Annotated in this window: 30 protein-coding genes; 8 read left to right on the top strand and 22 right to left on the bottom strand. The window is 63.7% G+C overall.

Going from position 1 to position 25,115, the window contains the following annotated elements; genetic code table 11:
* Positions 1 to 8: 8 nt before the first annotated feature.
* Positions 9 to 1,436, bottom strand: a complete 1,428-nt coding sequence (locus FHW83_RS09775) for an MFS transporter (RefSeq protein ID WP_176646174.1) — start codon at positions 1,434 to 1,436, stop codon at positions 9 to 11.
* Between the two features lie 196 nt (positions 1,437 to 1,632).
* Between FHW83_RS09775 and FHW83_RS09770 the strand changes: the two genes are divergently transcribed.
* On the top strand, positions 1,633 to 2,952 hold the full coding sequence (locus FHW83_RS09770; protein ID WP_176646173.1) for a porin: 1,320 nt from the start codon (positions 1,633 to 1,635) through the stop codon (positions 2,950 to 2,952).
* Between the two features lie 64 nt (positions 2,953 to 3,016).
* Here FHW83_RS09770 and FHW83_RS09765 read toward each other — a convergent pair whose 3' ends face one another.
* The 4 genes from FHW83_RS09765 to FHW83_RS09750 all read right to left on the bottom strand — a co-directional run bounded on the left by FHW83_RS09765 (position 3,017) and on the right by FHW83_RS09750 (position 6,045).
* Positions 3,017 to 3,598 (bottom strand): TerD family protein, encoded by a 582-nt coding sequence (locus tag FHW83_RS09765; RefSeq protein WP_176646172.1) that lies wholly within the window; start codon positions 3,596 to 3,598, stop codon positions 3,017 to 3,019.
* A gap of 15 nt (positions 3,599 to 3,613) precedes the next feature.
* Positions 3,614 to 4,312 carry a TIGR00266 family protein gene (locus tag FHW83_RS09760; protein WP_176646171.1) on the bottom strand — a complete coding sequence of 233 codons (699 nt, stop codon included), beginning with the start codon at positions 4,310 to 4,312 and terminating at the stop codon, positions 3,614 to 3,616.
* Between the two features lie 24 nt (positions 4,313 to 4,336).
* Positions 4,337 to 4,912, bottom strand: a complete 576-nt coding sequence (locus tag FHW83_RS09755; protein ID WP_176646170.1) for a TerD family protein — start codon at positions 4,910 to 4,912, stop codon at positions 4,337 to 4,339.
* 83 nt (positions 4,913 to 4,995) lie between these two features.
* Positions 4,996 to 6,045: a DUF475 domain-containing protein gene (locus FHW83_RS09750; protein ID WP_176646169.1), complete on the bottom strand. Its 1,050-nt coding sequence runs from the start codon at positions 6,043 to 6,045 to the stop codon at positions 4,996 to 4,998.
* Between the two features lie 102 nt (positions 6,046 to 6,147).
* Between FHW83_RS09750 and nhaR the strand changes: the two genes are divergently transcribed.
* The 3 genes from nhaR to FHW83_RS09735 all read left to right on the top strand — a co-directional run bounded on the left by nhaR (position 6,148) and on the right by FHW83_RS09735 (position 9,366).
* Positions 6,148 to 7,050: a transcriptional activator NhaR gene (nhaR, locus tag FHW83_RS09745; RefSeq protein ID WP_176646168.1), complete on the top strand. Its 903-nt coding sequence runs from the start codon at positions 6,148 to 6,150 to the stop codon at positions 7,048 to 7,050.
* Between the two features lie 144 nt (positions 7,051 to 7,194).
* The gene (locus FHW83_RS09740) at positions 7,195 to 8,532 is read left to right on the top strand and encodes a hemolysin family protein (RefSeq protein WP_176646167.1); all 1,338 of its coding nucleotides are present in this window, start codon (positions 7,195 to 7,197) and stop codon (positions 8,530 to 8,532) included.
* 30 nt (positions 8,533 to 8,562) lie between these two features.
* Entirely contained in the window at positions 8,563 to 9,366 is an 804-nt protein-coding gene (locus tag FHW83_RS09735) for an ABC transporter substrate-binding protein (RefSeq protein WP_176646166.1), read from the top strand.
* Here FHW83_RS09735 and FHW83_RS09730 read toward each other — a convergent pair.
* Together FHW83_RS09730 and FHW83_RS09725 are read right to left on the bottom strand one after the other, a co-directional pair.
* Positions 9,363 to 10,400, bottom strand: coding sequence for an AI-2E family transporter (locus tag FHW83_RS09730; protein WP_176646165.1), 1,038 nt, complete (start codon positions 10,398 to 10,400; stop codon positions 9,363 to 9,365). The genes FHW83_RS09735 and FHW83_RS09730 overlap by 4 nt on opposite strands.
* Positions 10,401 to 10,405: 5 nt before the next feature.
* Positions 10,406 to 10,999, bottom strand: a complete 594-nt coding sequence (locus tag FHW83_RS09725) for an SCO family protein (RefSeq protein WP_176646164.1) — start codon at positions 10,997 to 10,999, stop codon at positions 10,406 to 10,408.
* A 76-nt stretch (positions 11,000 to 11,075) separates the two neighbouring features.
* Between FHW83_RS09725 and FHW83_RS09720 the strand changes: the two genes are divergently transcribed.
* Positions 11,076 to 11,342, top strand: a complete 267-nt coding sequence (locus tag FHW83_RS09720) for a hypothetical protein (RefSeq protein ID WP_176646163.1) — start codon at positions 11,076 to 11,078, stop codon at positions 11,340 to 11,342.
* Positions 11,343 to 11,505: 163 nt separating this feature from the next.
* Here the strand turns inward: FHW83_RS09720 and cyoE are convergent, their stop codons facing one another.
* Genes cyoE through FHW83_RS09700 form a run of 4 tightly spaced genes read right to left on the bottom strand, consistent with a single transcriptional unit; the run spans position 11,506 to position 14,907 of the window.
* On the bottom strand, positions 11,506 to 12,402 hold the full coding sequence (gene cyoE, locus FHW83_RS09715; protein ID WP_176646162.1) for a heme o synthase: 897 nt from the start codon (positions 12,400 to 12,402) through the stop codon (positions 11,506 to 11,508).
* A 13-nt stretch (positions 12,403 to 12,415) separates the two neighbouring features.
* The gene (locus FHW83_RS09710; protein ID WP_176646161.1) at positions 12,416 to 13,570 is read right to left on the bottom strand and encodes a heme A synthase; all 1,155 of its coding nucleotides are present in this window, start codon (positions 13,568 to 13,570) and stop codon (positions 12,416 to 12,418) included.
* Between the two features lie 4 nt (positions 13,571 to 13,574).
* Positions 13,575 to 14,204, bottom strand: a complete 630-nt coding sequence (locus FHW83_RS09705) for a redoxin domain-containing protein (RefSeq protein WP_176646160.1) — start codon at positions 14,202 to 14,204, stop codon at positions 13,575 to 13,577.
* Entirely contained in the window at positions 14,176 to 14,907 is a 732-nt protein-coding gene (locus FHW83_RS09700; protein WP_176646585.1) for an SURF1 family protein, read from the bottom strand. The genes FHW83_RS09705 and FHW83_RS09700 overlap by 29 nt, the downstream gene beginning before the upstream one ends.
* Before the next feature lie 33 nt (positions 14,908 to 14,940).
* On the opposite strand from FHW83_RS09700, the gene FHW83_RS09695 reads away from it, so the two are divergent.
* Positions 14,941 to 15,147 (top strand): twin transmembrane helix small protein, encoded by a 207-nt coding sequence (locus FHW83_RS09695; protein ID WP_176646159.1) that lies wholly within the window; start codon positions 14,941 to 14,943, stop codon positions 15,145 to 15,147.
* Positions 15,148 to 15,188: 41 nt separating this feature from the next.
* Here FHW83_RS09695 and FHW83_RS09690 read toward each other — a convergent pair whose 3' ends face one another.
* From FHW83_RS09690 to FHW83_RS09665, 7 genes are all read right to left on the bottom strand, one after another.
* Positions 15,189 to 16,058: a cytochrome c oxidase subunit 3 gene (locus FHW83_RS09690; protein WP_176646158.1), complete on the bottom strand. Its 870-nt coding sequence runs from the start codon at positions 16,056 to 16,058 to the stop codon at positions 15,189 to 15,191.
* A gap of 21 nt (positions 16,059 to 16,079) precedes the next feature.
* Complete coding sequence (locus FHW83_RS09685) at positions 16,080 to 16,274, bottom strand: DUF2970 domain-containing protein (protein WP_176646157.1); 195 nt, start codon at positions 16,272 to 16,274, stop codon at positions 16,080 to 16,082.
* The gene (locus tag FHW83_RS09680) at positions 16,274 to 16,810 is read right to left on the bottom strand and encodes a cytochrome c oxidase assembly protein (protein ID WP_176646156.1); all 537 of its coding nucleotides are present in this window, start codon (positions 16,808 to 16,810) and stop codon (positions 16,274 to 16,276) included. Before FHW83_RS09680 ends, FHW83_RS09685 begins: the two co-directional genes overlap by 1 nt.
* Positions 16,811 to 16,812: 2 nt before the next feature.
* Positions 16,813 to 16,920, bottom strand: a complete 108-nt coding sequence (locus tag FHW83_RS30475) for a cytochrome oxidase small assembly protein (protein WP_218106232.1) — start codon at positions 16,918 to 16,920, stop codon at positions 16,813 to 16,815.
* Positions 16,921 to 16,922: 2 nt separating this feature from the next.
* A complete protein-coding gene (gene ctaD, locus FHW83_RS09675; protein WP_176646155.1) occupies positions 16,923 to 18,512 on the bottom strand; it encodes a cytochrome c oxidase subunit I in 1,590 nt (529 codons plus the stop codon).
* Between the two features lie 16 nt (positions 18,513 to 18,528).
* Positions 18,529 to 19,752, bottom strand: a complete 1,224-nt coding sequence (gene coxB, locus FHW83_RS09670; protein WP_176646154.1) for a cytochrome c oxidase subunit II — start codon at positions 19,750 to 19,752, stop codon at positions 18,529 to 18,531.
* 340 nt (positions 19,753 to 20,092) lie between these two features.
* Positions 20,093 to 21,016, bottom strand: a complete 924-nt coding sequence (locus FHW83_RS09665) for a methyltransferase domain-containing protein (RefSeq protein ID WP_176646153.1) — start codon at positions 21,014 to 21,016, stop codon at positions 20,093 to 20,095.
* Between the two features lie 96 nt (positions 21,017 to 21,112).
* Between FHW83_RS09665 and FHW83_RS09660 the strand changes: the two genes are divergently transcribed.
* Positions 21,113 to 21,931 (top strand): ComF family protein, encoded by an 819-nt coding sequence (locus tag FHW83_RS09660; RefSeq protein ID WP_176646152.1) that lies wholly within the window; start codon positions 21,113 to 21,115, stop codon positions 21,929 to 21,931.
* 19 nt (positions 21,932 to 21,950) lie between these two features.
* Positions 21,951 to 22,421, top strand: a complete 471-nt coding sequence (gene trmL / locus FHW83_RS09655; protein WP_176646151.1) for a tRNA (uridine(34)/cytosine(34)/5-carboxymethylaminomethyluridine(34)-2'-O)-methyltransferase TrmL — start codon at positions 21,951 to 21,953, stop codon at positions 22,419 to 22,421.
* Between the two features lie 115 nt (positions 22,422 to 22,536).
* On the opposite strand, the gene FHW83_RS09650 is transcribed toward trmL, so the two are convergent.
* From FHW83_RS09650 to rfaE2, 4 genes are all read right to left on the bottom strand, one after another.
* Entirely contained in the window at positions 22,537 to 23,490 is a 954-nt protein-coding gene (locus FHW83_RS09650; protein WP_176646150.1) for a DMT family transporter, read from the bottom strand.
* A 58-nt stretch (positions 23,491 to 23,548) separates the two neighbouring features.
* Positions 23,549 to 24,286 carry an AraC family transcriptional regulator gene (locus FHW83_RS09645; RefSeq protein ID WP_176646149.1) on the bottom strand — a complete coding sequence of 246 codons (738 nt, stop codon included), beginning with the start codon at positions 24,284 to 24,286 and terminating at the stop codon, positions 23,549 to 23,551.
* Positions 24,287 to 24,351: 65 nt separating this feature from the next.
* Positions 24,352 to 24,639 carry a hypothetical protein gene (locus FHW83_RS09640; protein ID WP_176646148.1) on the bottom strand — a complete coding sequence of 96 codons (288 nt, stop codon included), beginning with the start codon at positions 24,637 to 24,639 and terminating at the stop codon, positions 24,352 to 24,354.
* A complete protein-coding gene (rfaE2, locus tag FHW83_RS09635) occupies positions 24,636 to 25,115 on the bottom strand; it encodes a D-glycero-beta-D-manno-heptose 1-phosphate adenylyltransferase (protein ID WP_176646147.1) in 480 nt (159 codons plus the stop codon). Before rfaE2 ends, FHW83_RS09640 begins: the two co-directional genes overlap by 4 nt.

Raw genomic sequence — 25,115 nt, 5'->3', positions numbered from 1 at the left:
TTATAGCGCTAACGCGCGCCGCCTTTGGCAACTTGTTCGCCGGCGTTGCTAGCAAGCCGCAACGCATCGGCCAATCCCAGCAGGCTGACCAGCGCCACCAGCAGGAAAGCCAGCCGGTAATCGATGGCCGGGTTCTCGGCGATCCCCAGCAGTTGCGCGCTCCAGTGGCCCAGCCGCACGCCGCTGGCGCCCAGCGCGACGCCCAGTCCCAGCGCCACCTGGAACGCCGTGCTGAACAAGGTGTTGGCCGCCGCCATGCGCGCTTGCGGCACGTCGGCGAAGGCGATGGTGTTGAGGGCGCTGAACTGCATCGAGCGCGTCAGGCCGCCGGCGAACAGCACGGCCGCGATCAGCCACACCGGCGTGGACGGCGTCAGCAAGGCGCAGGCGGCCAGCGCGCCGACGTTGGCCAGGCCGTTCACCAGGATCACCGGCTTGAAGCCGAAGCGGCGCAGGATAGGCGTGGTGGCCGGCTTCATCATCAGGTTGCCGGCGAACACGGCGATCACCAGCAGGCCGGAATGGAAGGCGTCCAGCCCGAAGCCGAGCTGGAACATCAGCGGCAGCAGGAAGGGCACGGCGCCGATCGCCATGCGGAACAGCGAGCCGCCGACGATGGTGATGGCAAAGGTGGGAATCGCGAACGCGGACAGGTCGATCAGCGGGCGCGCGGCGCGCCTCAGGTGCCAGCCGAGCGCGGCCAGCAGCAGCGCGCCCAGCGCCAGGCAGACGCCCGCCTCGCGCCAGTCCGGCTGTTGGCCGCCGACCACTTCCGCGCCCCAGGTCAGCAACAGCAAGGCGCTGCTGCTCAACAGGAAGCCGGGCCAGTCGAACGGCCGTTTTTCAGCCGCAGGCTGATCGGGAATCAGCCGCCACGCCAGCGCCAGCGCGATCAGGCCCAGCGGCAGGTTGAGATAAAAAATCCAGCGCCACGACGCATAGCTGGTGATGAAGCCGCCCACCGGCGGCCCCAGCACCGGCGCCACCAGGGCCGGCCAGGTCAGGGTCGCGATCACGCCGATCAGCTTGTCCTTGGGCGTGTTGTTCAACACCACCAGGCGGCCGACCGGCACCATCATCGCGCCGCCCGCGCCTTGCAGCACGCGCAGCCAGACGAACTCCGCGAGGCTGTGCGCCATGCCGCACAGCACCGACGCCAGCGTGAAGATCGCCAGCGCGGCGGCGAACACGCGGCGCGCGCCAAAGCGCTCGGCCACCCAGCCGCTGATCGGAATGAACACGCCCAGCGTCAGCAGGTAGGCGCTGACGCCGACGTTGAGCGCCAGCGGCGCCACGCCGAACGAACGCGCCATGTCCGGCACCGCCGTCGTGATGACGGTGCCGTCCAGATTCTCCATGAAGAAAGCGCCCGCCACCAGCAAGGCGATCCACTTGCTGTCGACCGGAGCGCGCGCCGTGTTTGTACCGCTTTGCATAAGCCGCCCTTGCCGCGTTGCCCGAACGCGCATTTTGCCGCACGACCGAAATTTCCGCACGCTCACTTTCAAAACGCTAGTGCGCGTACAAATTGGCAAGTGTGTATTTCCAGCCACGGATTGCGATGAACACTCGTGCTAATTTTGGCGCGCTGCTATAGAGTCGAGCTACAACATAACAACGGAGACACACCACATGAAGAGAACTGCCGCCTACGCAGCCTGCCTGTCCGCGCTTGCCCTGCTGTCGGGCCACGCCGTCGCGCAATCTTCCGTCACCATTTACGGCACGCTCGATGTAGGCCTCGATCGTATCGACAAGGGCGAGGGCAATGTACAGGGCACCCTGTTCGGTGTCAGCGGCGGCACCCCGGTGCCGAACCGCATCGCGGCGCCCGCCACCATCACCACCCGCCTCACCCCGTCGCACACGCGCCAGAGCAATATCGGCTTCCGCGGTGTGGAAGACCTGGGCGGCGGCTATCGCGGCCTGTTCGTGCTGGAAGGCGGCGTGACCATCGACAACGGCGGCCTGGCCAACGACAACCGCCTGTTCGGCCGCCAGGCCTACGTCGGCCTGACCACGCCGGTGGGCGAGGTCAAGCTGGGCCGCCAGGCCAGCCCGATGCTGATCTCCTACTACCTGGTGACGCCGGAAGCCATCGGCAGCACCGACCTGCTGGCCGCCGGCCTGGTGGTCAACACCGTGCAGACCTGGCAGGACAACCAGATCAGCTACGCCATCAAGCAAGGCCCGTGGACCGCGATCGCCTCCTACGCCACCAACTCCGGCATCGGCAGCGGCATCAGCGCGGCGCGCTCGGTGGCCACCTCGTCGACCCCGGTCGCCACGGGCACCACCGGCCAGATCGTCGGCGGCCTGACGGCCGGCGCGGAAACCGCCAGCGGCCGCGGCAAGACCGCCGGCGCCATGATCGCGTATCGTACCGACGAGCTGGTGGCGCTGGCGTCCTACCACCGCAACAACTTCGACAACGTGCCGATCGGCGTGGTGTCGGGCACCACGCTGGTGCCGCTGTTCTTCGGCGAGCGCTTCACCTCCTTCATGGCGGCGGCCAAGTACACCTTCCCCGGCATCGGCACCTCGATCGCGGTGGCCGGCCACAACGCCCAGTTCTCGCTGCGCGGCAACACCGATCCGGAAGTGCGTACCTGGACCGCCACCATCAAGCATCCGGTGGGCGCGTTCGACCTGACCGCAGCCTTCCTCAACACCTACTTCACCAACTACACCAAGGGCAAGGATCGCGGCCTGATGCTGGGCGTGGACTACAACTTCTCCAAGCGTACCGCGCTGTACACGCGCTTCGGCGGCATCAAGGACAAGCGCGGCAACGTGGTCGTGAGCAGCGCCACGCCGCTGCCGCTGGCCGGCGGTCCCGGCTCGATCCTGATCCCGCTGGGCACGCAGGAAGTGCCGCTGTTCTCCGGCGCCGGCCAGAACATCGACGCCCGCACCACCATGCTCAGCCTGGGCATTCGTCACTCCTTCTGACGAAAAAAAAGCGGGGCACTGCCGGTACAGTGCTCCGCTTAAAACACACAGCGCGAAACTCGTTTTACAGGTGGGTGGCTATCTGCGGCAGCAGATCGTCAAAGGTGCGGCCGTTGCCGTTCTCGCCGATCGCGTGCATCTTCCACTCGCCGTTGTGGCGATACAGCTTGGCCATGATCTGCGCCGAATGCGGCCCCTGCACCGACAGGTTGAAGCGCGCCACCTCCTTGCCGCTGCCGGCGTCCAGCAGACGGCAATACGCGTTCTCCACCTGCGCGAAGGTCTGGCCGGTGAAGCTGTTCACCGTGAACACCAGGCTCTTGATGTTCGACGGCACGGCGTTCAGGTCGACATTGATCTGCTCATCGTCGCCGTCGCCGGCGCCGGTGCGGTTATCGCCGGTGTGGACCACGCTGCCGTCCTTGCTCTTCAGCTGACGGAAGAAGATCACGTCCACCGGACGGTGGCCCTCGTCGAACAGCACGCACGAGGCGTCCAGGTCGACCGCTTCGGTCTTGGCGCCGAAACCGAGGAAACCCTTGGTCTTGATGGCGTCCCAGCCCAGGCCCATGGTCACGCGGCCCAGTGCGCCGCCGGCTTCCTTCTCCAGAGAGATTTTCTGGCCCTTGCTTAAATTGACTGACATAGTTACTCCTATTGATTACTGTGCGCTTTGGCGCATCAGGAACGATTGCAGCGCCGCGCTGTTGCGCGAGCAGATCAGGATCTTGCCCTTGCCCGAGAAGCGCAGCACCATGCCCTCGCCGCTGGTCTGGCTATTCACCAGATTGCTGAGGAAGCCGCCGCTGCCGCTGGTCGTCATCGAAATGTCGTAGCGCAGACGGCTGTCCCAGGCCACCACGTGGGCGTTGTCGATGATCACGTCGCGCCCCGGTTCCACCTCCAGTTCCGAGATGCCCCCGAAGCCCGACACCGCCACCTGGCCGACGCCGCTGGTTTCGGTGATGAAGAAACCGCCGCTCTGCGCAAACAGCGCGTTGCCGACGTTCTCGGTGCGCACCTTCAGCTCCACGCTGTCGGAGGCGGCCACGAAGCAGCCGTCGCTCAGCATGTACTGGTTGTGGCCGACGTCGAGGATCTGCAGCGCGCCAGGCAGGGTGGGCGCCAGCAGGCAATCGCCGTCGCCGCGCACCGCCTCGATATGCTGCTGGAAGAAGGACTCGCCGTTGGCAAAGCGCCGCATGAGCGCCGCGCCGATGCCGCCGGTCATCTTGCCCTTGAGTTCCAGCGCCTCTTCCATCATCACCATCGCGTTGGATTCGCAGTAGATTTTTTCTCCCCGGCGCAGCGACACATGGAGGAAGGGATCGAAGTCGCCGGTGATCGTAAATACAGGCATGATTAACGAGTCCTTTACCGTGAATTAAACGCCGACGCCGAACGAGCCGGCCAGCGGACCGAGGCCGCCCTTGAAGCCCTGGCCGACGGCCTTGAACTTCCAATCGCCGTTGTTGCGGTACACCTCGCCGAAAATCATGGCCGACTCGGTCGAGCTGTCTTCCGACAGGTCGTAGCGGGCGATCTCGGTGTTGGTGGCGCCGTTGACGGTGCGGATGTACGCCTTCTGCACCATGCCGAAGTTCTGGCGGCGGGCGTCGCCCTCGTGGATGGTGGCGCACACCGCGATGCGCTCGACATCGGCCGGCACCTTGGTCAGGTCGATGGTGACGGTTTCATCATCGCCATCGCCGGCGCCGGTGCGGTTGTCGCCCGAGTGGGCCACCGACTGGTCGGCCGACTTCAGGTTGTTGTAGAAGATGAAGTCGCTGTCGTTGCGCACCTTGCCATCCACCTTCAGCAGGAAGGCCGAGCCATCCAGGTCGAAGGGGCTGCCGTCGGTGCTGCGCGCGTCCCAGCCTAGGCCGACCACGATCTTGGTCAGGCCGGGAGCTTCCTTGCTCAGATTAACGTTGCCACCTTTTTGCAGACTGATTGCCATTTGTAATGCTCCTTAAATGAAAACCGGACTTGGGTACTACAAGGGGCGGGCCGTTGTCCGTATAAAACGGCCCGCCGGATTCTTTACGCCGTGACGGCGAGCGCTTCCTGCTGGCGGCGGTGGCGCACCGAGGACCACACCGATGCCGCGATGAACGCCACGCCAATCAGGCCGGTGAAGATCTCGGGCACATGGAACTTCATGCTTGCCAACATGATCGCGGCCAGGATACCGATCGCGTAGTGGGCGCCGTGCTCCAGGTACAGGAACTTGTCCAGCGTGCCTTTCTTCACCAGGTAAATCGTCATCGAGCGGACAAACATCGCGCCAATGGCCAGGCCCAGCATGATGATCACAACGTCGGTGGTGATCGCGAAGGCGCCGATCACGCCGTCGAAGCTGAACGAAGCATCGAGCACCTCGAGGTACAGGAAGCCGCCGATACCGCCGCGCTTGACCATGTCACCCACATTGCCGCCGCCCTCTTCCTCCTTCTCCAGCAGGCTGCTGATGCCGTCGACGCCGACGTAGATCAGGATGCCCCACAGGCCGGAAATCAGCACCACCAGCTTCTGACCCTCTTCCACCAGGCCCATCGAGGCCAGCAGCACGCCGATGGCGATCATCACCGAGATCGAGGACATCTTGCCCAGCGAGCCCAGCTTCTTCTCGAAATTGCCGAGCCAGTGGGTTTCCTTCTCCGCGTCCAGCAGGAAGTTCAGGAACACCAGCAGCAGGAACATGCCGCCGAATGCCGCCACCTCGGCGTGGTGATTGGTCAGGTGGGTCGAATAAGTCTTCGGATCGTTGAGCGCCAGCGTCCACACATCGACGATGCTCATGTCGGCCGCGACCGCCACAATCACCAGCGGGAACACCAGCCGCATGCCGAACACCGCGATGATGATGCCGACGCCGAGGAACAGCTTCTGCCAGTACTCATCCCAGCCCTTCAGCACCGAGGCGTTCACCACCGCGTTGTCGAAGGACAGCGAGACCTCCATCGCGGCCAGGATCAGCGCCACGCCGAAGGCCGACAAGGCGCCGCCCCATCCGGCCAGCTCATAGCCCCACCAGCCCGCCAAGCCAAGGCAGATCAAGCTGACGAGGAAAGAAATTCTGAAGTGCTGCATCGTCTTCTTTCATAGTTATCGATCAATGGAGCGCAGTGTAAAGAAAACCGACACTTTGAAAAATAGAAGATAATTGAAGTATTACTTCGTAAAAATAGAACAATGAAAAACAACGGACTCAACTTCAGGCACTTGTATTTCTTCTGGATGGTGGCCAAGGAAGGGGGCGTGACGCGGGCCGCGGAGCGTCTGGGGCTGGCGGTGCAGACCATCAGCATGCAGCTCGCCTCGCTGGAACAATCGATCGGCAAACAGCTGCTCGAACCGCAGGGGCGGCGGCTGGTGCCGACCGAGGCGGGCAAGCTGGCGCTCAGCTATTGCGAGCAGATCTTCGCGCTGGGCGACCAGTTGCAGGACGCGCTGGAAGAAGCCGAGACCGGCAAGATGCGGCTGACGGTGGGCATCTCCGACTCGCTGCCCAAGCTGATCGCCTACCGCCTGCTGCAGGCGACCCAGCGCATGGGCACGCAGGTGCGGCTGGTATGCATGGAGGACGAATTCGAGAACCTGCTGGCCGACCTGGCGCTGGGCAAACTGGACGTGGTGCTGACCGACCGCACCGTGCGCGCGGGGGGCAGCCTGAAAGTATTCAGCCACCTGCTGGGCGAAAGCGACATGAAACTGTTCGGCGTACCGAGGCTGGCGCGCAAATACCGGCGCAACTTCCCGGCCAGCCTGGACGGCGCGCCGCTGCTGGTTCCGACCCGCAACAATGCTTTACGCGGACGCATCGACGCCTGGCTGGTGCAACACAAGGTACGGCCGGAAATCGTCGGCGAGTTCGAGGACAACGCCATGCTAAACACCTTCGGCCGCAACGGCCTGGGATTGTTTTTCGCGCCGTCGGCGCTGGCGCAGGACATCGAAGACCAGTTCGGCGCCGTACTCGTAGGCAACGCGCCCGAGCTGCGCGAGCACTTCTACGCCATCTCCAACGCCCGCAAGATCACCCACCCGGCGATCGAGGCGATCATGAACGAAGTCCACGCGGGCCTGTTCGCCTAACTCCGGGGTCAGGTCCTCCATTTCTACACGCGCTCTGCAGTAGGGCCCGTCCTACGGCAGAGCGCGTGTAGAAATGGAGGACCTGACCCCGGATTATCGTTTAAGATGCAGGTTTCAATTACGGAACTCCGCCGCTCGGCCCCTATGCAAAACTTCCTGCTTGTCGTTCTCGCCATCTTCCTGGTTGCTTTGAACGGTTTCTTCGTCGCTGCCGAATTCGGCATCGTCACGTTGCGAAAAACGCGGGTGCGCGCCATCGCCAAGACACAGGGACTCAAGGGGCGCATCCTCGGCAAGGTGCACGGCGAGCTGGACGCTTATCTGTCCGCCTGCCAGCTCGGTATCACGCTGGCGTCGCTCGGCCTCGGCTGGGTCGGCGAGCCGGCCTTCGCCAGCCTGCTGGAACCGCTGCTGACCTTGGTCGGCATCACCTCGCCCGAGCTGGTGCACGGCATCGCCTTCGTGTTCGCGTTCGGCGTGATCTCTTTCCTGCACATCGTGGTGGGCGAGCTGGCGCCGAAGTCGATGGCGATCCGCATGCCCGAAGTGGTCAGCCTGTGGAGCGCGATTCCGCTGTACGCTTTTTACTGGGCCATGTACCCGTTCATCTATCTGCTCAACGCCAGCGCCAATATGGTGCTGGGCCTGGCCGGCCTGTCCGGCAAGGGCGGCCATGACAGCCATTACTCGGTCGATGAGCTGAAGCTGATCCTGCGCACCAGCCAGCCAGGCGAGAAGTTCAATCAGGACGAACGCAACATCCTGGCCCATTCGCTCGATTTCAGCGACCTGGCGGTGTCCGACCTGATGCGCCCGATTAACGAGGTGATCAGCCTGCACGCCGCCCGTTCGCTCAACGACAACCTCGACACCATGCTGCGCAACCGCTTCAGCCGCTACCCCTACTACGACAAGGATGGCGAGACCGTGCTGGGCGTGGTGCACCTGAAGGATCTGTTCTTCGCCATGCAGTCCGGCAAGCCGATCAACGACCTGGTGCCCTTCCTGCGCCCGGTCGAGACGATCTCCGCCCGCACCCCGGCGCTGGAACAGTTCCGCCGCTTCCGCGACGGCGCCCCCCACTTCGCCCTGATCGGCGAAAAGGGCAAGCGCCCGGTCGGCTTCATCACGCTGGACAATCTGCTGGGCGCCATGGTGGGCGAGATCCACGACGAGTTCCGCCTCAACGAGAACGATTGGCTCAAGCAGCCGGACGGCACCCTGATCGGCAAGGCCAGCCTGCCGATCTTCTCGCTGGAGCGCACCCTGGGCATCGACATTGAAAATGAAGAGCTGGGCCTGGAAGAGGTAGAATCGGTGGGCGGCCTGATCATGCTGAAGCTGGGCGATATCCCGAAACAGGGACAACGCATCAGCTTCCGCGGTTTTGACATCGTCGCCAAGAAAATGAACGGTCCGCGCATCCTGCTGGTCAAGGTGATCCCGAAAGACGATACCGAGGACAACGCCGACCAGGACTGACCGGCGTCCCGGGGGCGCCAGGGAGGAGACATGTTAGCCCGATTGATCCTGTGCGGCGCCCTGCTCGGCCTGAGCGGCACGGCGGCCGCCGAGCACCATCCCGCCTGCGGCCACCTGCGCAGCGCTTTCTACGAATACGGCGCGCTCTACTACAAGGGCGCCGACGGCCGCTGGACCGGCATCGACAAGGACGTGGTGGACGAGGTGGCGCGCCGCATGGGCTGCACCATCGACGCCTCGACCGATTCGCGCGTGCGCATCTGGGCCGGCCTGAGCGGCGGCACCATCGATATGTCGGTGTCGGCGGTGTCGACGCCGGAGCGGGAGAAGTTCGGCCGCGTGGTGCCCTATCTGTCCGAGCGCAATTACGTGCTGCTGCAAAAGGACGTCAATCCCAACATCCGCAGCATGGACGATTTCCTGGCCGATCCCGGCGTCAAGATCGGCGTGATCAAGTCCTTCAAGCATGGCAAGGCATACGATGCCTGGCTGGACCGCCTGCGCGCCAAGGGCCGGGTGTACGAGGCGCCCGATTACGAGGCCATGCTGCGCCTGTTCAAGGTGGGACGGGTGCAGGCGGTGATGGCGATCAGCACCGGCTGGTATCCGCTGCTGAAACAGGAGCAGATGAGCGGCAATTACCGCATCATGGACTGGGCGCCGCCCAAGGATGCGGTGGTGGGCGGCCTGATCCTGTCACGCCAGCACGTCGACGAGGCGCTGGCGACGCGCTTCAGCCAGACCATCCGCGCCATGCGCGAGGACGGCACGCTCAGGCGCATCTTCGAGCGCCATCTGGACGCCGAGCTGGCCGCCAAGCTGTTGAACTTTTAAAGTTCGTTGGCGGTCCAGTTGCGCAGCAGGCCGAGGCCGACCGCCAGCAGGGTCGGGCCGATGAACAGGCCGACAAAGCCGAACGCCAGCACGCCGCCCATCACGCCCAGCAGCACCAGGATGAACGGCAGGCTGCTGCCGCGCGAGATCAGCATCGGCTTGACCACGTTGTCGACCCCGCTGATCACGAACATGCCCCACACCAGCATGAAGATGGCCCAGCCGGTGTCGCCGTGGTTGAACAGCCAGATGGTGGCGCCGCCCCAGATCAGCGGCGGGCCGACCGGAATCAGCGAGAACAGGAAGGTGGCCACCGACAGCAGCGTCACCGCCGGCACGCCGGCGATCAGGAAACCCACCGCCGCCACCACCGCCTGCGCCAGCGCCGTGCCGAGCAGGCCATACATCACGCCGCGCACGGTGCGGCTGACGGTGTCGGCCACGGTGACGCTTTGTTCTCCGATCAGCTTGTCCATACCGCTGGCCAGCGCCCGCAGGATGGCCGCGCCGTCGCGGTACAGGAAGAAGCTGACGAACACGGCCAGGCTGACCTGCGCCACGCCGCTGCCCAGCACCATGCCGCCGCCCAGCAGGACGCGACGGCCAGGCTCCAGCAGGTTGCGCGCCGCGTTCAGCAATTCCTCGCGGCTGTGCAGCAGCTTGCCGAGGTAGGTGTAGGCGGCCTCGCCCACCACCGGGATGTCGCGCAGCCAGGCCGGCGGGTCCAGCGTGCCGCTGCCGAGGCCGGCCTTGACCTGGTCGTAGACGTCGGAGGCGTTGTCGGCGATGTTCCAGGTGACCAGGGTCAGCGGCACGATGATCAGCAGCGTCAGGCCTATGCTCATCACCAGCGCGGCGACTGTGCGGCGCTGCTTGAGGCGCGCCAGCAGGCGCAGGTACAGCGGCCAGCTGGAGATGGTGATGGCGGCGGCGAACAGAATCGCGGCCAGGAAGGGCCGCAGCACGATCAGGCAGCCGATCACCAGCAGGATGATGGCGGCCAGCCGGGTGAAGGGTTGGAAGCGCTGTTGCATGCGGATCAGCCCAGCAGCAGTTTGATGTCATGCACGGCCGGCGCCACGCCCTGGCCCGAGCGCAGCAGCAGGCGCAGCTTGCCCTGCTTGTCGAACACATAGCTGGCGGCGGTGTGGTCCATGGTGTAATTGCCCTTGGTGCTGCCCTCCACCTTGTTGTACATCACCTTGAATTCCTTGGCGACGGCGGCGGTCTGCTCCGGCGTGCCGTACAGGCCGAGGAAGCGCTTGTCGAACACCGGCACGTATTCGGCCAGCAGCTTTTGGGTATCACGCTCGGGATCGACGGTGACGAACAGCACCTGCACCTGGTCGGATTGCGGGCCGAGCTCCTTCATCACCTCCGACATTTCGGCCATGGTGGTGGGGCAGACGTCGGGGCACTGGGTATAGCCGAAGAACATCACCACCACCTTGCCTTTGAAGTCGGCCATGGTGCGCGGCTTGCCGTTATGGTCGGTGAGCGCGAAATCCCTGGCGAACGTGGCGCCGGTCAGGTCGGTGCTCTGAAACGCCGGCTTGGGCGCCTCCCCCTTCTTCTCGCCGCAGCCGGCAAGCAAGGAAACAGCGATCAAAGCAAAGGCGAGAACTTTTTTCATCAGCGGTGGTCTTTCGGTTGAACTTGTTGAGCTTGAACTGAGTCTAACCAGCATGATACCGCTAGAGGGGGCCATCATGGACGAACGCGACGCCAAAGAAAAAATCCGCACCGCCATCCGCGAATCCAAATACGTGTGGCGTACGGTGAAAGGCATCTCCGATGAGACTGGGATAGCGCCAGAAACCATTGTGAACGTCCTTGAAACAGCCGACGGTTTTTTGCGCGCTTATCGTCCCAACCCAAAGGGCCAAACGCTCTACACAACAACAGAAAAATATCGAAGAGACGCTCCTTGGACTCAAAAGCTACTGGATGCACTCACGAACAAAGTTGGAGTATGAAATGCCTCCCATTGATCCCATTACCACCACGCAGCTCGTCTTCATCGCGGGAGCAGGAGGTTTCGTTTTGGCTTGCAGGCAATGATTTCAAGGTCTGCGACCGTTCCGGGCCCAACGGCGAAATCAGCATCGGAGTAATACCGTTTAAGCTACCTGATCCGCGTCAGATCTTGAAGTAATGGTCTACCAGCAGGGCCAGGAACAGCAGGCCGAGGTAGATGATGGACCAGGCGAAGGCTTTGCGGGCAATCAGGTCGGTGTAGTGGCGGTAGACTTTCCAGGCGTGGCGCAAGAACACGGCGTTCAGTACGATGGCGCTGATCAGATAGATCAGGCCGCTCATGCGCACCGCGTACGGCAGCAGCGTGGTCGCCGCCAGGGCGATCGAGTACAGCCAGACGTGGAACTGGGTGAATTGCATGCCGTGCGTGACCGGCAGCATCGGCAGGCCGGACTTGGCGTAGTCATCGCGGCGGTACAGCGCCAGGGCCCAGAAGTGCGGCGGGGTCCAGACAAAGATGATCAGCACCAGCAGCCACGCCTCCATCGGCACGTCGTTGGCCACCGCCGCCCAGCCCAAGGCCGGCGGCATCGCGCCCGACAGGCCGCCGATGACGATGTTCTGCGGCGTGGCCGGCTTCAGTATCATGGTGTAGATGATCGCGTAGCCAAGGAAGGTGACAAAGGTCAGCCACATGGTCAGCGGATTGACCAGGGTGTACAGCACCCACATGCCGGCGCCGCCGATCACCAGCGCGAACACCACGGTCTGCGGCACGGAAATATCGCCCAGCGCCATTGGCCGGCGCGCGGTGCGCGCCATGCGCGCGTCGATCTCGCGCTCGGCCAGGCAGTTAACGGCGAACGCCGCCCCGGTCAGCAGCCAGATGCCCACGGTCGCGTACAGCACCAGACGCCAGTCCGGCAGCCCATCCGGCGTGCCGAGGAACATGCCGATGACGGCACAGAACACGGCCAGCTGGGTGACGCGCGGTTTGGTCAGCGCCCAAAATTGCGAGGCGCGGCTCTGGTGTTTGGTGGTTACGGTTTGCGTGGTCATGAGGGAAACTTATTCAATGCCGTACCGTCGACGCGGGAGGATGCGAAGCGCCTGAAGCTGCTTTTTTTGCAATATCGTACTGGTACTTAGCCTTGTAGTTTAACATGGTCAGCAAAAGTACCAGCAGCGCCGCCCCGGCGTTGTGCAACACCGCGATGGTCAGCGGGAAGCTCAGGTAGATGGTGGCCACGCCGGTCAGGATCTGCGCCGCCAGCGTCAGGGCGATGTAGCGGGCGGTTTTATGCAGGGCGTCATGGCCCCACGCCCGCCACGCCGCGTAGCCCGCCACCACGGCCACGATGAAGCCGAAATTGCGGTGCACCCAGTGGATCGCCGTCAGCGCCGAGAATGGCAGGTAGTGGCCGGCAGCGGTCTTGCCCAGCTCGCGCCACAGGGTGAAGCCGTGCTCGAAGTCCATCTCCGGCACCAGCTTGCCGCCGCACAGCGGGAAATCGGTGCAGGCCAGCGTCGCGTAATTGGTGCTGGTCCAGCCGCCCAGCGCCAGTTGCACTAGCAGCAAGGTCGCGGCTACACCGGCCAGGATGCGGATATTGCGCATGGCCGGCGGCGAGGCGCTCACCAGCGTGCGCGGCGCGATCAGGTGATTCTGGCGGCCGCCGTACCACACCAGCATGGACAGCAAGCCCATGCCCAGCAGCAGGTGGATGGTCACAATAACCGGCTGCAGCTTCAGCGTCACCGTCCAGGCGCCAAACGCGCCCTGCAGGCAGACAAAGAAGAACAGCGCGGTCGGCATCCACGGCGCGTATTCAACGCGCCGGGTCTTGCGCCACTGATACCAGGACTGCGCCATCATCGCCACGATCAGCACGCCGATGCACATGGCCAGGTAGCGGTGGATCATCTCGATCCAGGCCTTGACCACAGTGACCGGGCCGGTCGGCATCAGGGTTTCGGCGGCAACAATCTGCTCATGGGCCAGGAAAGGGTTGGCCGCGCCATAGCAGCCCGGCCAGTCCGGGCAGCCGAGGCCGGAATCGGTCAGGCGCGTGAAGGCGCCAAACACGATCAGATCAAACGTCAGGAATACGCTCACCCACACCAGCTTGCGGTATTTATTGGCGTCCGACGAGGTCCAGACGATGGTGGCCGGCAGCAGCGCGATCAGCAGCGCCGTGATCGCCATTTGAGCGAGTGTGAGATGCATAAAACTAACCTATTGCAGATGCCTTCAACAATTTGGCGATGTCCTTGTGGACCCGCTTCACTTTTTCAATATCGCTGGACACCGCTCCTTTCGGGAAGCGCATCATCAGATTGCCCAGCGGGTCGATCAGATACACATGGTCGGACGCCTTATCCGCCACGCCGCTCTCCAGCGGCAGCCACTTCTCCAGCACGTCGGCCGGCGCGCGCAGCATGCGGGTACCGTCGTTCACGCGCAGCAGCATGGTATCCAGCGGCTGGTTGTCGGTGATCATCCAGACCCGCTCGATGCGGCCCATCTCCTTGCCCTGCATGGTGCGCAGCTGGCGCATGGCGAACAGCTGATCCTGGCAGTCCTGCTGGCAGTCGGACGGCCCCACCTTCAGCATGATCCACTTGCCCTTGTAATCCTCCAGCCGTGCGGGCTTGCCGTCCAGCGTGGTGCTGGCCATGGCGGGGATCGGATACTGGCGCGGATCGATCAGCGCGCCGTAATTGGTGACGCCGCCCTTGGGCTTGATGACGTAATAGGTGAAGTATGACGCAATCAGCGGCGCCGCGCACACGGCCAGCACCGCGAACAGTTTCCAACGACCACGGCCCTGCTTACTTGGTTTTTCCACGTCTGAATCCATTCGCTACAAAAAAGATAACCGCCATCGCCGCCAGCGCATACCACTGGAAGGCGTAGCCTTGATGTTTTTCCACGCCCAGCGCCGGCGCCGGCCAGTCGCGCACCATCTGCGCATCGTCGCCGGCCGGCTGGGCCGGGGCGCCCTGCTCCACCACAAACGGCTGCATGGTCAGGCCGCTGTCCTTGGCCAGTTGCAGGGGATCGGCATTTTGCACGATGGCGTTCGGCGTCAGCGGCGGCGCGCTGCCCAGCTGCATCACATGGCCGGCGTTCAGGCGCGCCACGCCCTGCAGGGTGACCTCGCCGTCCGGCGTGGCGTAGGCCGGCAGCCTGTCGCGCACGGCCGGATCGCGCGGCAGCCAACCGCGCGCCACCAGCACGTGCATATTCGATCCGGATATTTTAAACGGCATCAGCAGGTAGAACCCGGCCCGGCCCTGATACGGGCGGTTGTCCAGATAGACCGGCCAGTCGCGCACGAAGGCGCCGCGCACGGTCACGCGGCGGTAAGCCACCGCGTCGGCCGCCAGCGGCGCGCCGTCCAGCACCAGCGGCGCGGCCTGGGCGCCCTGCGCCAGCTTGTCCTGCAACGCGATTTTCTGTTCGGCACGGCGGGTTTGCCAGTTGCCGAGCTGTATGCCGAGGGCCACCACCAGCACCGTGGCCACGAAAGGAATCAATTTAAAGCGGAACGCCATTACAATGGAACCTCGATCAAATCACCGCTCCTTCATGCCATGAAAATTGCCGTCGCCATCGCGTTCATCCTGATCATCGGCAGCCTGGGGGCAGCGTTCTTTTTCCTGATGCGCGACAAGGGCCGCAGCAACAACACCGTGCGCGCGCTGGCGGTGCGCGTGGCGCTGTCGATCACCCTGTTCTTGCTGATACTGCTGGCCTACCGGCTCGGCTATATCCACCCGACCGGCATCCGCACCGGATAAAAAAAAGCCGCACCGGAGTGCGGCTTTTGTGTCTCTGGATCTTACAGCCAGTAGACCACGACGTACAAGCCCAGCCAGACCACGTCGACAAAGTGCCAGTACCAGGCCGCGCCCTCGAACGCGAAGTGGTGGTCCGGCGTGAAGTGGCCGCGCAGCACGCGGTACAGCACCACCGACAGCATGATCGCGCCCATGGTCACGTGGAAGCCGTGGAAGCCGGTCAGCATGAAGAAGGTGGAACCGTAGATGCCCGAGGTCAGTTTCAGGTTCAGTTCGGTGTAGGCGTGGTGGTATTCATAGGCCTGGAAGCCCATGAAGATCGCGCCCAGCAGGATGGTGGCAAACAGCCAGATCGCGGTTTGCGCACGATGGCCGGCACGCAGCGCGTGGTGGGCGATGGTCAGCGTCACGCCCGAGGTCAGCAGCAGCGCGGTGTTGATGGTCGGAATCGGGAACGGGCCCATGGTCTTGAACTCTTCCACCGTGCCGGCCGGGCCGACATTGCCCCAGTGGGCGGCGAAGTCCGGCCAGATGAACTTGTGGTCCAGGTCCGACAGCCACGGCATGGTGATGGTGCGCGCATAGAACAGCGCGCCGAAGAAGGCGCCGAAGAACATCACCTCCGAGAAGATGAACCAGCCCATCGACCAGCGGTAGGAATGGTCGATGCGCTGGCTGTACAAGCCACCCTCGGATTCCTTGATGGCGTCGCCAAACCAGAAGTACAGCACGATCAGCGTGGCCACGATGCCGGCAAGGTTTGCGGCCGGGCCCCACGATGCGTCATTGACCCAGCCGGAGGCGCCGGCCATGGTCACCAGCAGGGACATGCCCGCCAGCAGCGGCCAGCGCGATGGGCCGGGCACGAAGTAATACGGTGCAGTGCCGCCGTGCGTATGTGTGGAACTCATCTTCATCTCCCTAATCAACTTTTATTGAGCTACTACGAGTTTGACGATAGTTATCAGTAAACCTATGAACACAGCCACCGCCAGCAAGGCCGCGACAATGATGTGGAGCGGGTTCATGCCCTGCTGGTCCTCATCGAAATCGCGCTTGCGGCGCAGGCCGACAAACGACCACAGCACGGCCTTGACCGAATACAGGAAGCCGGGCTTCTTGCTCATCAGTTGGCCGCCGTCTTGACCAGGCCGCCGCCCACCTCGAAGAAGGTGTACGACAGCGTGATCGTCTTGACGTCCTTCGGCAGTTTCGGATCGATGTAGAACACCACCGGCATCTGCCGCGCTTCATTCGCTTTCAGCGTCTGCTGCTTGAAGCAGAAACACTCCACTTTCAGGAAATACGGCGTCGCGCTTTGCGGCGCGTAGCTGGGAATGGCTTGCGCATTCATCTCGCGCTTCTGCGTGTTGACCACCTCGTACATCACCGTGGTCAGCTCGCCCGGATGCACCTTCATGCTGTTGACCGTGGGGCGGAAGCGCCACGGTCCCTGGGCATTGCCGTCGAACTCGATGGTCACATCGCGGGTCTTGTCCACCTGCGTGTTCTTGTCGAATTCCACCGTGCCATCCTTCTGCGTCAACACGTTCAGCCCCAGCGCCTCGCAGATCTGGCGGTAGAACGGGTTGAGCGCATACGCAAAGCCGAACATCACCACCGCGATGATGATCAGCTTGCGCAGCAGGACGCGATTTTCCATTTTCAGCTCAGCCAGATCCGTTTGACAAACACCGACACAAAGAAGAACAAGGCCAGCCCGCCCAGGATCAGGGCGGTGCGCACATTGTTCGGTTTATTCCGGCTGGCCATGATTATTTGAACTGCGGTGGCGTTTCAAAGGTGTGGAACGGCGCCGGCGACGGCACGGTCCACTCCAGGCCTTCCGCGCCCTCCCATGGCTTGGCTTCGGCTTTCTTGCCGCCACGGATGGTCGGGATGATCACGCCAAACAGGAAGAACACCTGCGACAGGCCGAAACCGAAGGCGCCGATGGTGGCAATCATGTTGAAGTCGGTAAACTGCGCCGAGTAATCGGCGTAGCGGCGCGGCATGCCGGCCAGACCCAGGAAGTGCATCGGGAAGAAGGTGATGTTGAAGGTGATCAGCGACAGCCAGAAGTGCGCCTTGCCCATGGTTTCGTTGTACATGTGGCCGGTCCATTTCGGCGACCAGTAGTAGAAGCCGGCGAACAGCGCGAACAGCGAGCCGGCCACCAGCACGTAGTGGAAGTGCGCCACCACGTAGTAGGTATCCTGCAGCTGGATGTCGATCGGCGTCACCGCCAGGATCAGGCCGGTGAAGCCGCCGATAGTGAACACGAAGATGAAGCCGACCGCGAACAGCATCGGGGTTTCAAAGGTCATCGAACCGCGCCACATGGTGGCGATCCAGTTGAACACCTTCACGCCGGTCGGCACCGCGATCAGCATGGTGGCGTACATGAAGAACAGCTGCGAGGTCACCGGCATGCCGGTGGTGAACATGTGGTGGGCCCAGACGATGAACGACAGAATCGCGATCGAGGCGGTGGCGTACACCATGGAGGCGTAGCCGAACAGCTGCTTGCGGGCGAAGGCCGGCAGGATCTGCGAGACGATGCCGAACGCCGGCAGGATCATGATGTACACCTCCGGGTGGCCGAAGAACCAGAAGATGTGCTGGTACATCACCGGGTCGCCGCCGGCGGCCGCGTTGAAGAAGGTGGTGCCGAAGTGGCGGTCGGTCAGGGTCATGGTGATGGCGCCCGCCAGCACCGGCATCACGGCGATCAGCAGGTAGGCGGTGATCAGCCAGGTCCAGCAGAACATCGGCATCTTCATCAGCGTCATGCCAGGGGCGCGCATGTTGAGGATGGTGACGATGATGTTGATCGAGCCCATGATCGACGACGCGCCCATCAAGTGCATGGCGAAGATACCCATGTCCATGCCCGGGCCCATCTGCGTCGACAGCGGCGCGTACAGCGTCCAGCCGGCGGCGGTGGCGCCGCCCGGCACCAGGAAGGACGTCGCCAGCAGCAGCGCCGCCGGCGGCAGCAGCCAGAACGAGAAGTTGTTCATGCGGGCGAACGCCATGTCCGAGGCGCCGATCTGCAGCGGGATCATCCAGTTGGCGAAGCCGACGAAGGCCGGCATGATGGCGCCGAACACCATCACCAGGCCGTGCATGGTGGTCAACTGGTTGAAGAACTCCGGCTGGAAGAACTGCAGGCCCGGCTTGAACAGCTCGGTGCGGATGCCCAGCGCCAGCACGCCGCCCGACAGCAGCATGACGAAGGAGAACCACAGGTACAGCGTGCCGATATCCTTGTGGTTGGTAGCGAACAGCCAGCGCGACAGACCGTGCGGATGGTCATGTGCGTGATCGTGGTCGTGTGCGTGATCCAAAGTGCTCGTGCTCATGTTGTAACGCTCCTGATTACTTACGTGCAGCCACGATTTCGGCTGGTTGAACGATGTTCTCGGCGGCCTTGTTCGACCAGCTATTGCGGGTGTAAGTGATCACAGCCGCGATATCCGTATCCGACAGTTGCTTCCAAGCTGGCATTTCGGCGGGATATTTCCCGCTCTTCTTACCGTGCAGCAGAACGTTGATCTGTTCCGCCTTCGGACCAGTCACCACTTCCGAGCCGTCCAGCGGCGCGAAGGCGCCGGCCACACCCTTGCCGTTGGCCTGGTGGCAGACCGCGCAGTTGGTGTTGTAGACTTTCTCGCCCTTGGTTTTCAGCTCATCGATGGTCCAGGTCTTGTTCGGATCATCGGCCAGCGCGGCCATTTCTTTCTTCTTGCCGTCGACCCAGGTCTTGTACTCGGCGTCGGTCACCACGCGTACCACGATCGGCATGAAGGCGTGCTCCTTGCCGCACAGTTCCGAGCAGTAGCCGCGGAAGGTGCCGGTGTGCTCGGCCTTGAACCAGGTGTCGCGCACGAAGCCCGGAATCGCATCCTGCTTGACGGCGAAGGCCGGGATCGACCACGAGTGGATCACATCGTTGGCGGTGGTGATCAGGCGGATCTTGCGGTGCACCGGCACCACCACCTCATTGTCGACTTCCATCAGATAGTTGTCGCCGCGCTTCTCGGTCGGCTCGAAGCCCGGCGCGCCCACTTGCGAGCGCGGGGTGGACAGGTTGGACAGGAAGGAAATACCCTCGCCCTCGCCCTTCAGGTAATCGTAGCCCCACTTCCACTGCATGCCGGTGACCTTGATGGTGATGTCGGCGTTGGAGGTGTCCTTCATGCCGACCACCGTGCGGGTGGCGGGCAGCGCCATGCCGATCACGATCAGGAAGGGCACGATGGTCCAGGCCACCTCGACGGCGGTGGATTCGTGGAAGGTGGCCGGCTTGTGGCCGAGCGACTTGCGGTGCTTGAAAATGGAATAGAACATCACGCCAAACACAGCGATGAAAATGACCAGGCAGACGCCCATCATCCAGTTGTGCAGGCTATAGACTTCGGTAGCGATTTGGGTGGCGGGAGGTTGCAGGTTCAGTTCATTGGCGATAGGTCCGCCTGTGCCGCCGGTGGCGGCGGCGTAGGTGCCACCGCTTGCCGCGGTCTCAGCCGCCCACGCTGGCATACCGGCCGCCAGCATCGACAAACCGAGCATCAACGCTTGAAGTCGCTTCGCATGTTTCATGTTTTCCCCAACTGCCCAAGAAATTAAAATATTTTTTTAACGTCTTACCGGCTATCGGTGAACTGAACCGGCGACGCTCCTTAAACAACTGACGCCAGTGTGTGCCGCAACCTGCCACGGGACAACGCCGACGCTCGATTCTGCTTAATTCAACTGCTCGTTCGTGCTCGATGTAACCTGATTTTGCCGGGCGTCGCGGGTTTATAGCTGGCGACGTGACATGCTGGCAAAATTAGTGAATGATTATATAGAACAAAAACGAGCCACATCAAGAAATAATCGATTTCACAACTAGGGTGTGCCACAGGGGCTTACGCCGCATGGCAACATACCCATCCCCTCAGCGCGGCTTGCGCGGCGGATCGAAGCGGATGATGGCCTCGCCCTTGGACGTGACCTTGGGCGCGGGCCGGAAGGCGTGACCGTAGATAACTTCAAAGGTCAGGCCGAGTTTCCCGTCGGAACGACGACCACGCTCCAGCGCGTCCAGCATGCGGCGCCAGGCCGCCTTGCCCATCATGCTGCGCCGCAACGTCGTGAGCGGATTGCCGCCCAGGGCGCGCACGTCGGCCAACAACGCTGTGGGGGTGTCATAGGTCACCGTGATGGTTTCCATATCCAGCACCGGGGTGGAAAAACCGGCCTCGACCAGCTGATCGCCAAAGTCATGCATATCGACGAAAGGCAGCACATGGGGCGCCAGATCGGCCTCGGCAAACGCGTGGCGCAGCTCGCGCAGCGAATCGGGGCCGAAGCAGGAAAACATCAGCAGACTGTTCACGCGCAGCACGCGGCGCCACTCGGCGAACACGCGGTCGGGCTGCGGGTGCCAATGCAGCGCCAGGTTGGACCAGACCAGATCCAGCGAGTTCGGCCCCAGCGGCAGCTCGGCGAAATCGCCGCACAGCAGATCGACGCCGCTCTTCGACGGCAGCAGCTTGCTCAGCAGCTGATTCAGCGACGAGGATTTGGCGCCGGGCCCCTGGGCGGCGCGCAGCATGGCCTCGGCGGCATCCAGGCCCAGGATCTGGGCGGCGGGATAAGCTTTTTGCAACAACGGCAGATCGGCGCCGGCGCCGCAACCGGCATCGAGAACGCGCTGCGGCGCTATTTTAATCAATTCCAGCCGGTCGAACATGCGGGAAGATACCTCACGGCGCAGGAAATCGGCGGGCGCGACGCGTTCGGGGCGGGAAAACAGCTGGCGGACGCGCTCCAGATCGATGGGCGCGCTCAATTTGGGCGGATGAGCGGGGACTTGCATGATGATAAATCAATGTAATGCGATAATGTCGGCAGTGTACATGGTTGCACGCCATCGCGACGGCCGCCGGCCCGGTTTTCGGCGCGCGAGTGTGGCATGAATGACAAGATAGCCCGCGTGACAAGCTGGCGCCGCGCGCTGCTGGGGCGGCTGCTGCCCAACGGCTGCGCCCTGTGCGGCGGCGACAGCGACGAAGCGTTGTGCGGGGGCTGCGCCGCGCAATTCTTCGGCCCGGCCGCCGCCGTCGCCCGCTGCCCGCGCTGCGCCAACCCGCTGCCAGCCACAGAAAATTCGGGGTCAGCTCTGACATTCGGACACGGCCCCAACAGCACTCCGGGGTCAGGTCCGCCATTTCTACACGACCTCGGCAGTAGCCTGTGCGGAAAATGCCTGGCCGAACCGCCGGCGTTCGACCGCACGCTGGTCGCGGCCGATTACGTTTTACCTGTCGACCAACTGGTCTTGCAGCTAAAATTCGGCCACCGCCTGGCGCTGGCCCCGCTGTGCGCCCGCTTGCTGCGCGACGCCGTGCTGTCCCACCCGGACTACACGCTGCCCGCCCTGCTGTGCCCGGTGCCGCTGGGGCCGCGCCGGCTGGCCGAGCGCGGCTACAACCAGGCGCTGGAAATCGCCCGGCCATTGGCGCGCAGCATGGGCGTCCCCCTGCACGCGCGACTGGCGGTGCGCGTGCACGACACCGCCGCCCAGAGCAGCGTCACGCCCGAGCGGCGCCGGCAAAACATCGCCGGCGCCTTCGTGGTGCCGGACGCCGCGCTGGTGGCGGGCCGCCACATCGGCGTCGTCGACGACGTCATGACCAGCGGCCAGACATTGAACGAACTGGCGGCCACATTGAAGCGCCACGGCGCCGCGTGCGTGAGCAACCTCGTGTTCGCGCGCACGCCGCCGCATTGATTTAACAAAGGAAAACAGCATGTTCCACGTCGTCCTGGTCCATCCAGAAATCCCGCCGAACACCGGCAACGTCATCCGCCTGTGCGCCAACACTGGAGCGCAGCTGCACCTGATCGAGCCGCTGGGCTTCCCGCTGGAGGACTCCAAGCTCAAACGTGCCGGCCTCGACTACCACGAGTACGCGCGCATGAAAGTGCACAAGGACTGGGACGCCTTCCTGGCCGAAATCCAGCCCGATCCGGCGCGCATGTACGCCATGACCACGCATGGCTCGTCGCCGTTCGCGCAGTGCGCCTTCCAGCCGGGCGACGTGTTCGTGTTCGGTTCGGAGACCGCCGGCCTGCCGGTGGCGCTGCGCGAAAGCTTCCCACCGGCCCAGCGCATCCGCCTGCCGATGCGGCCGGACAACCGCAGCATGAACCTGTCAAACACCGTCGCGGTGGTCGTGTTCGAAGCCTGGCGCCAGAACGGCTACGCCGGCGGCGCCTGAATTCGGGGTCAGCTCTGACATTCGGACACGCAGCGCATAAGCTTGATGCGCCTCAAGGCAAACAACTGACCGCTCAACTGCGCCGGCTATCTCGGGTATTGAGATCGCTCAAAGATCATGCGTGCGTGTCCGAATGCCAGAGCTGACCCCGAAGTTTTGGGCGCGCGTGCAACCAGACTGAGCCAGCGACGCCAGTAATCAGCAGCATGATCGCCATCCATTCCAACGGACGCGGCATCTGACGCTGGTAGATAAAGCCGTAAAGCAACCCGAACAAGGTTTCAAACAACAGCAGTTGACCGGACAGGGTCACCGGCACGCGCCGGCTGGCGATGTTCCACAGCTGATTGCCGATCACCGACGCGCCCAGCGCGACCACCGAGACGATCATCCAGAAACGCAGCCAGTCGCGCGACGCATCGGCCGCACCGCCGATCGCCAGCACCGCCGCGCCCAACACCAAAGCCACCAGCCCGGTGCTGATACCGTAAAGTCCCGACCACTCGGCCCCGCTGAAATGCGGGTTGCGCTTGAGGAAGCGCGCATTGTCCACCGCATACCACGTCCAGCACAGCAGCGCGCCAGACGCGCACAGCATGCCGGCGGCCACCAGCGGCCAGGCCGCGTGCCGCGCCGCCGCGTGCGTGAACACATCCACATTGATGCAGACGATGCCCGCCACCACCAGCGTCAGCGGCCACGCCAGCCGGCGCAGCGGCAACGCGCCATGATCGCGCCGCCCCAGCAAGGTAACGCTCAAGGGCAGCAAGCCGATAATCAGGGAAGCCGCCGCCACGCCAGCCAGTTGCACGCCGGTCGACAGCAGCAGGTAGTAGACGATGTTCCCCGCCAGCGCATGCCGCAGCAGCACCAGGCAATCATTGCGTGTCAGCCGGCGCAGCAGCGGACGCAAACGCGGCAACAGCAGCATCAGCGTAATCAGTCCATACGCCAGATAGCGCCCCAGCGCCAGCTCCACCGGCGAGAATTCGGCCAGCCAGCGCGGCATCACAAAGATCATGCCCCAGAACGCGCCGGCCGTCAGGCCGCATAAAATTCCATACCACATGTCAGTCTCCTTTCGACAGACAGTGTGGCGCCAGGCGGCCGGCAGGGATTGTGCAGGACTAGCGGATTTTTGTTTGATTCTGCTGTCGGTAGGCCAGCGGCGTGGTGTCCATGGCGCGGCGCATGGCGTGCGTCAGCGCGCTCTGATCGGCGTAACCGGCCAGCGTGGCCAGTTGCGCGATCGGCAGCGCCGATTCCACCAGCAGGCGGCAGGCGTACCGCAGGCGCATGGCGTTCAGCCAGGCCAGCGGCGTGGTGTCGAGCTCCTCGCGGAACACGCGATGCAGGCGGCTCACGCTCAAGCACGCCACTTTCGCCATGCTTTCGGTATTCCAGGACTGGGCGGGCGCCGCCTCGATCTGCGCCAGCGCGGCCTGCAGGCGCGACGCTGGACGCATCGGCTGGCGCGTGAGCGATTCCAGCAACAAGGGCGTCCAGTTGGCCAGCACGCTGGCGCCGGCCGGACCTTGCGCGCGCAGCATGCCCATGAAGTCGATCAGCTTGGCGCTGGCGGCATCGATCGGCGCGAACGGCCGCTCGGCCAGCAGGCCGGCGGTGTCGGGCGACACGGTGGACAGGTCGAAGTCCAGTATCAGCGATTGGTTCGGCTCGCGGGAGAACTGGGTATGCACCAGCCCCGGCGCGATGAACGCGGCGCGCAGCGGGTGCAGCACGTCGCCATGACCGTTGATGTCCAGCGTCAGCTTGCCTTTGAGCGGCAGCACCATCTGGGCGAAATCGTGCGCGTCCGAGAACGGAACGTCGTAGCTGCGCAGGTCGATATCGGAAGTGGCCATGGCGACAAGTGTAACGCTAAAGCCCAGCCCGTGTAGAAATGGAGGACCTGACCCCGGATCACGGATCAGCGGCGGGCGGACCAGGTGGCCAGCAGCGCCAGCAGGCCCGCGCCCAGCAGGCCGACCAGGAGGGTGGCGCCCGCCATCAGCGCGGCCGGGTTGCGCAGGCCCGAGAATTCGGCCGCGAACGCCAGCGTCACCGCCGCGATCAGCTGCGCCGGCAGCACGAAGCGCAGGTTGCGGAACGCCCACGGATTCTCGCGCAGCCAGTATTTGCGCGCCACCATCAGCGGCGGCCCCCACAGCGCCAGCAGGAAGGCCAGCACCGCCACCAGTATCAGGATGATCCTCATTTGAACGACCGCACCTTGGCCAGCAGTTTGGTGGTCGAGCGGTCATGCTCGAAGTCGATCGCCACCGCTTCGCCGCCGTAGGCGATGACGGCCTTGCCTTCGGGGATGGCGTCCATCTGGTAATCACCCCCCTTGGCGTAGATTTCCGGACGCGCTTCCTGTACCACTTCCAGGGCCGTGTCTTCGTCGAAGTCCACCACCAGGCTGACCGATTCCAGCGCCGCCAGCACCGCCATGCGGTCGCCGCAGGTGTTCAGCGGCCGGTCGTCGCCCTTGCCCAGCCGCCTGACCGAGGCGTCGGTGTTGGCCGCCACCACCAGCGACGCGCCCAGCGCGCGCGCCTGCGCCAGATAGGTCACGTGGCCGCGGTGCAGGATGTCGAATACGCCGTTGGTCAGCACCACCGGCTTGGGCAACGCGGCCACGCGCGCGGCCAGTTCGGCACGGGTACAAATCTTGTCTTCAAATTGAGGCAT

The organism is Duganella sp. SG902 (assembly GCF_013376005.1).
Taxonomy (GTDB): Bacteria; Pseudomonadota; Gammaproteobacteria; order Burkholderiales; family Burkholderiaceae_D; genus Rugamonas.
This window is presented reverse-complemented; position numbering and strand designations above follow the sequence as displayed.

Coding starts and splice junctions, on each gene's coding strand:
- rfaE2 (WP_176646147.1), bottom strand. CDS start 25,115: ATGCCTCAATTTGAAGACAAGATTTGTACCCGTGCCGAACTGGCCGCG.
- FHW83_RS09660 (WP_176646152.1), top strand. CDS start 21,113: ATGAATGACAAGATAGCCCGCGTGACAAGCTGGCGCCGCGCGCTGCTG.
- FHW83_RS09665 (WP_176646153.1), bottom strand. CDS start 21,016: ATGCAAGTCCCCGCTCATCCGCCCAAATTGAGCGCGCCCATCGATCTG.
- FHW83_RS09740 (WP_176646167.1), top strand. CDS start 7,195: ATGCAAAACTTCCTGCTTGTCGTTCTCGCCATCTTCCTGGTTGCTTTG.
- FHW83_RS09730 (WP_176646165.1), bottom strand. CDS start 10,400: ATGCAACAGCGCTTCCAACCCTTCACCCGGCTGGCCGCCATCATCCTG.
- FHW83_RS09750 (WP_176646169.1), bottom strand. CDS start 6,045: ATGCAGCACTTCAGAATTTCTTTCCTCGTCAGCTTGATCTGCCTTGGC.
- FHW83_RS09725 (WP_176646164.1), bottom strand. CDS start 10,999: ATGAAAAAAGTTCTCGCCTTTGCTTTGATCGCTGTTTCCTTGCTTGCC.
- FHW83_RS09690 (WP_176646158.1), bottom strand. CDS start 16,058: ATGAGTTCCACACATACGCACGGCGGCACTGCACCGTATTACTTCGTG.
- FHW83_RS09705 (WP_176646160.1), bottom strand. CDS start 14,204: ATGGATTCAGACGTGGAAAAACCAAGTAAGCAGGGCCGTGGTCGTTGG.
- FHW83_RS09645 (WP_176646149.1), bottom strand. CDS start 24,286: ATGGCCACTTCCGATATCGACCTGCGCAGCTACGACGTTCCGTTCTCG.
- ctaD (WP_176646155.1), bottom strand. CDS start 18,512: ATGAGCACGAGCACTTTGGATCACGCACACGACCACGATCACGCACAT.
- FHW83_RS09760 (WP_176646171.1), bottom strand. CDS start 4,312: ATGCCTGTATTTACGATCACCGGCGACTTCGATCCCTTCCTCCATGTG.
- FHW83_RS09770 (WP_176646173.1), top strand. CDS start 1,633: ATGAAGAGAACTGCCGCCTACGCAGCCTGCCTGTCCGCGCTTGCCCTG.
- FHW83_RS09640 (WP_176646148.1), bottom strand. CDS start 24,639: ATGAGGATCATCCTGATACTGGTGGCGGTGCTGGCCTTCCTGCTGGCG.
- FHW83_RS09650 (WP_176646150.1), bottom strand. CDS start 23,490: ATGTGGTATGGAATTTTATGCGGCCTGACGGCCGGCGCGTTCTGGGGC.
- FHW83_RS09775 (WP_176646174.1), bottom strand. CDS start 1,436: ATGCAAAGCGGTACAAACACGGCGCGCGCTCCGGTCGACAGCAAGTGG.
- FHW83_RS30475 (WP_218106232.1), bottom strand. CDS start 16,920: ATGGCCAGCCGGAATAAACCGAACAATGTGCGCACCGCCCTGATCCTG.
- FHW83_RS09755 (WP_176646170.1), bottom strand. CDS start 4,912: ATGGCAATCAGTCTGCAAAAAGGTGGCAACGTTAATCTGAGCAAGGAA.
- FHW83_RS09735 (WP_176646166.1), top strand. CDS start 8,563: ATGTTAGCCCGATTGATCCTGTGCGGCGCCCTGCTCGGCCTGAGCGGC.
- FHW83_RS09710 (WP_176646161.1), bottom strand. CDS start 13,570: ATGCATCTCACACTCGCTCAAATGGCGATCACGGCGCTGCTGATCGCG.
- FHW83_RS09720 (WP_176646163.1), top strand. CDS start 11,076: ATGGACGAACGCGACGCCAAAGAAAAAATCCGCACCGCCATCCGCGAA.
- trmL (WP_176646151.1), top strand. CDS start 21,951: ATGTTCCACGTCGTCCTGGTCCATCCAGAAATCCCGCCGAACACCGGC.
- FHW83_RS09685 (WP_176646157.1), bottom strand. CDS start 16,274: ATGAGCAAGAAGCCCGGCTTCCTGTATTCGGTCAAGGCCGTGCTGTGG.
- FHW83_RS09680 (WP_176646156.1), bottom strand. CDS start 16,810: ATGGAAAATCGCGTCCTGCTGCGCAAGCTGATCATCATCGCGGTGGTG.
- FHW83_RS09695 (WP_176646159.1), top strand. CDS start 14,941: ATGAAAATTGCCGTCGCCATCGCGTTCATCCTGATCATCGGCAGCCTG.
- FHW83_RS09765 (WP_176646172.1), bottom strand. CDS start 3,598: ATGTCAGTCAATTTAAGCAAGGGCCAGAAAATCTCTCTGGAGAAGGAA.
- coxB (WP_176646154.1), bottom strand. CDS start 19,752: ATGAAACATGCGAAGCGACTTCAAGCGTTGATGCTCGGTTTGTCGATG.
- cyoE (WP_176646162.1), bottom strand. CDS start 12,402: ATGACCACGCAAACCGTAACCACCAAACACCAGAGCCGCGCCTCGCAA.
- nhaR (WP_176646168.1), top strand. CDS start 6,148: ATGAAAAACAACGGACTCAACTTCAGGCACTTGTATTTCTTCTGGATG.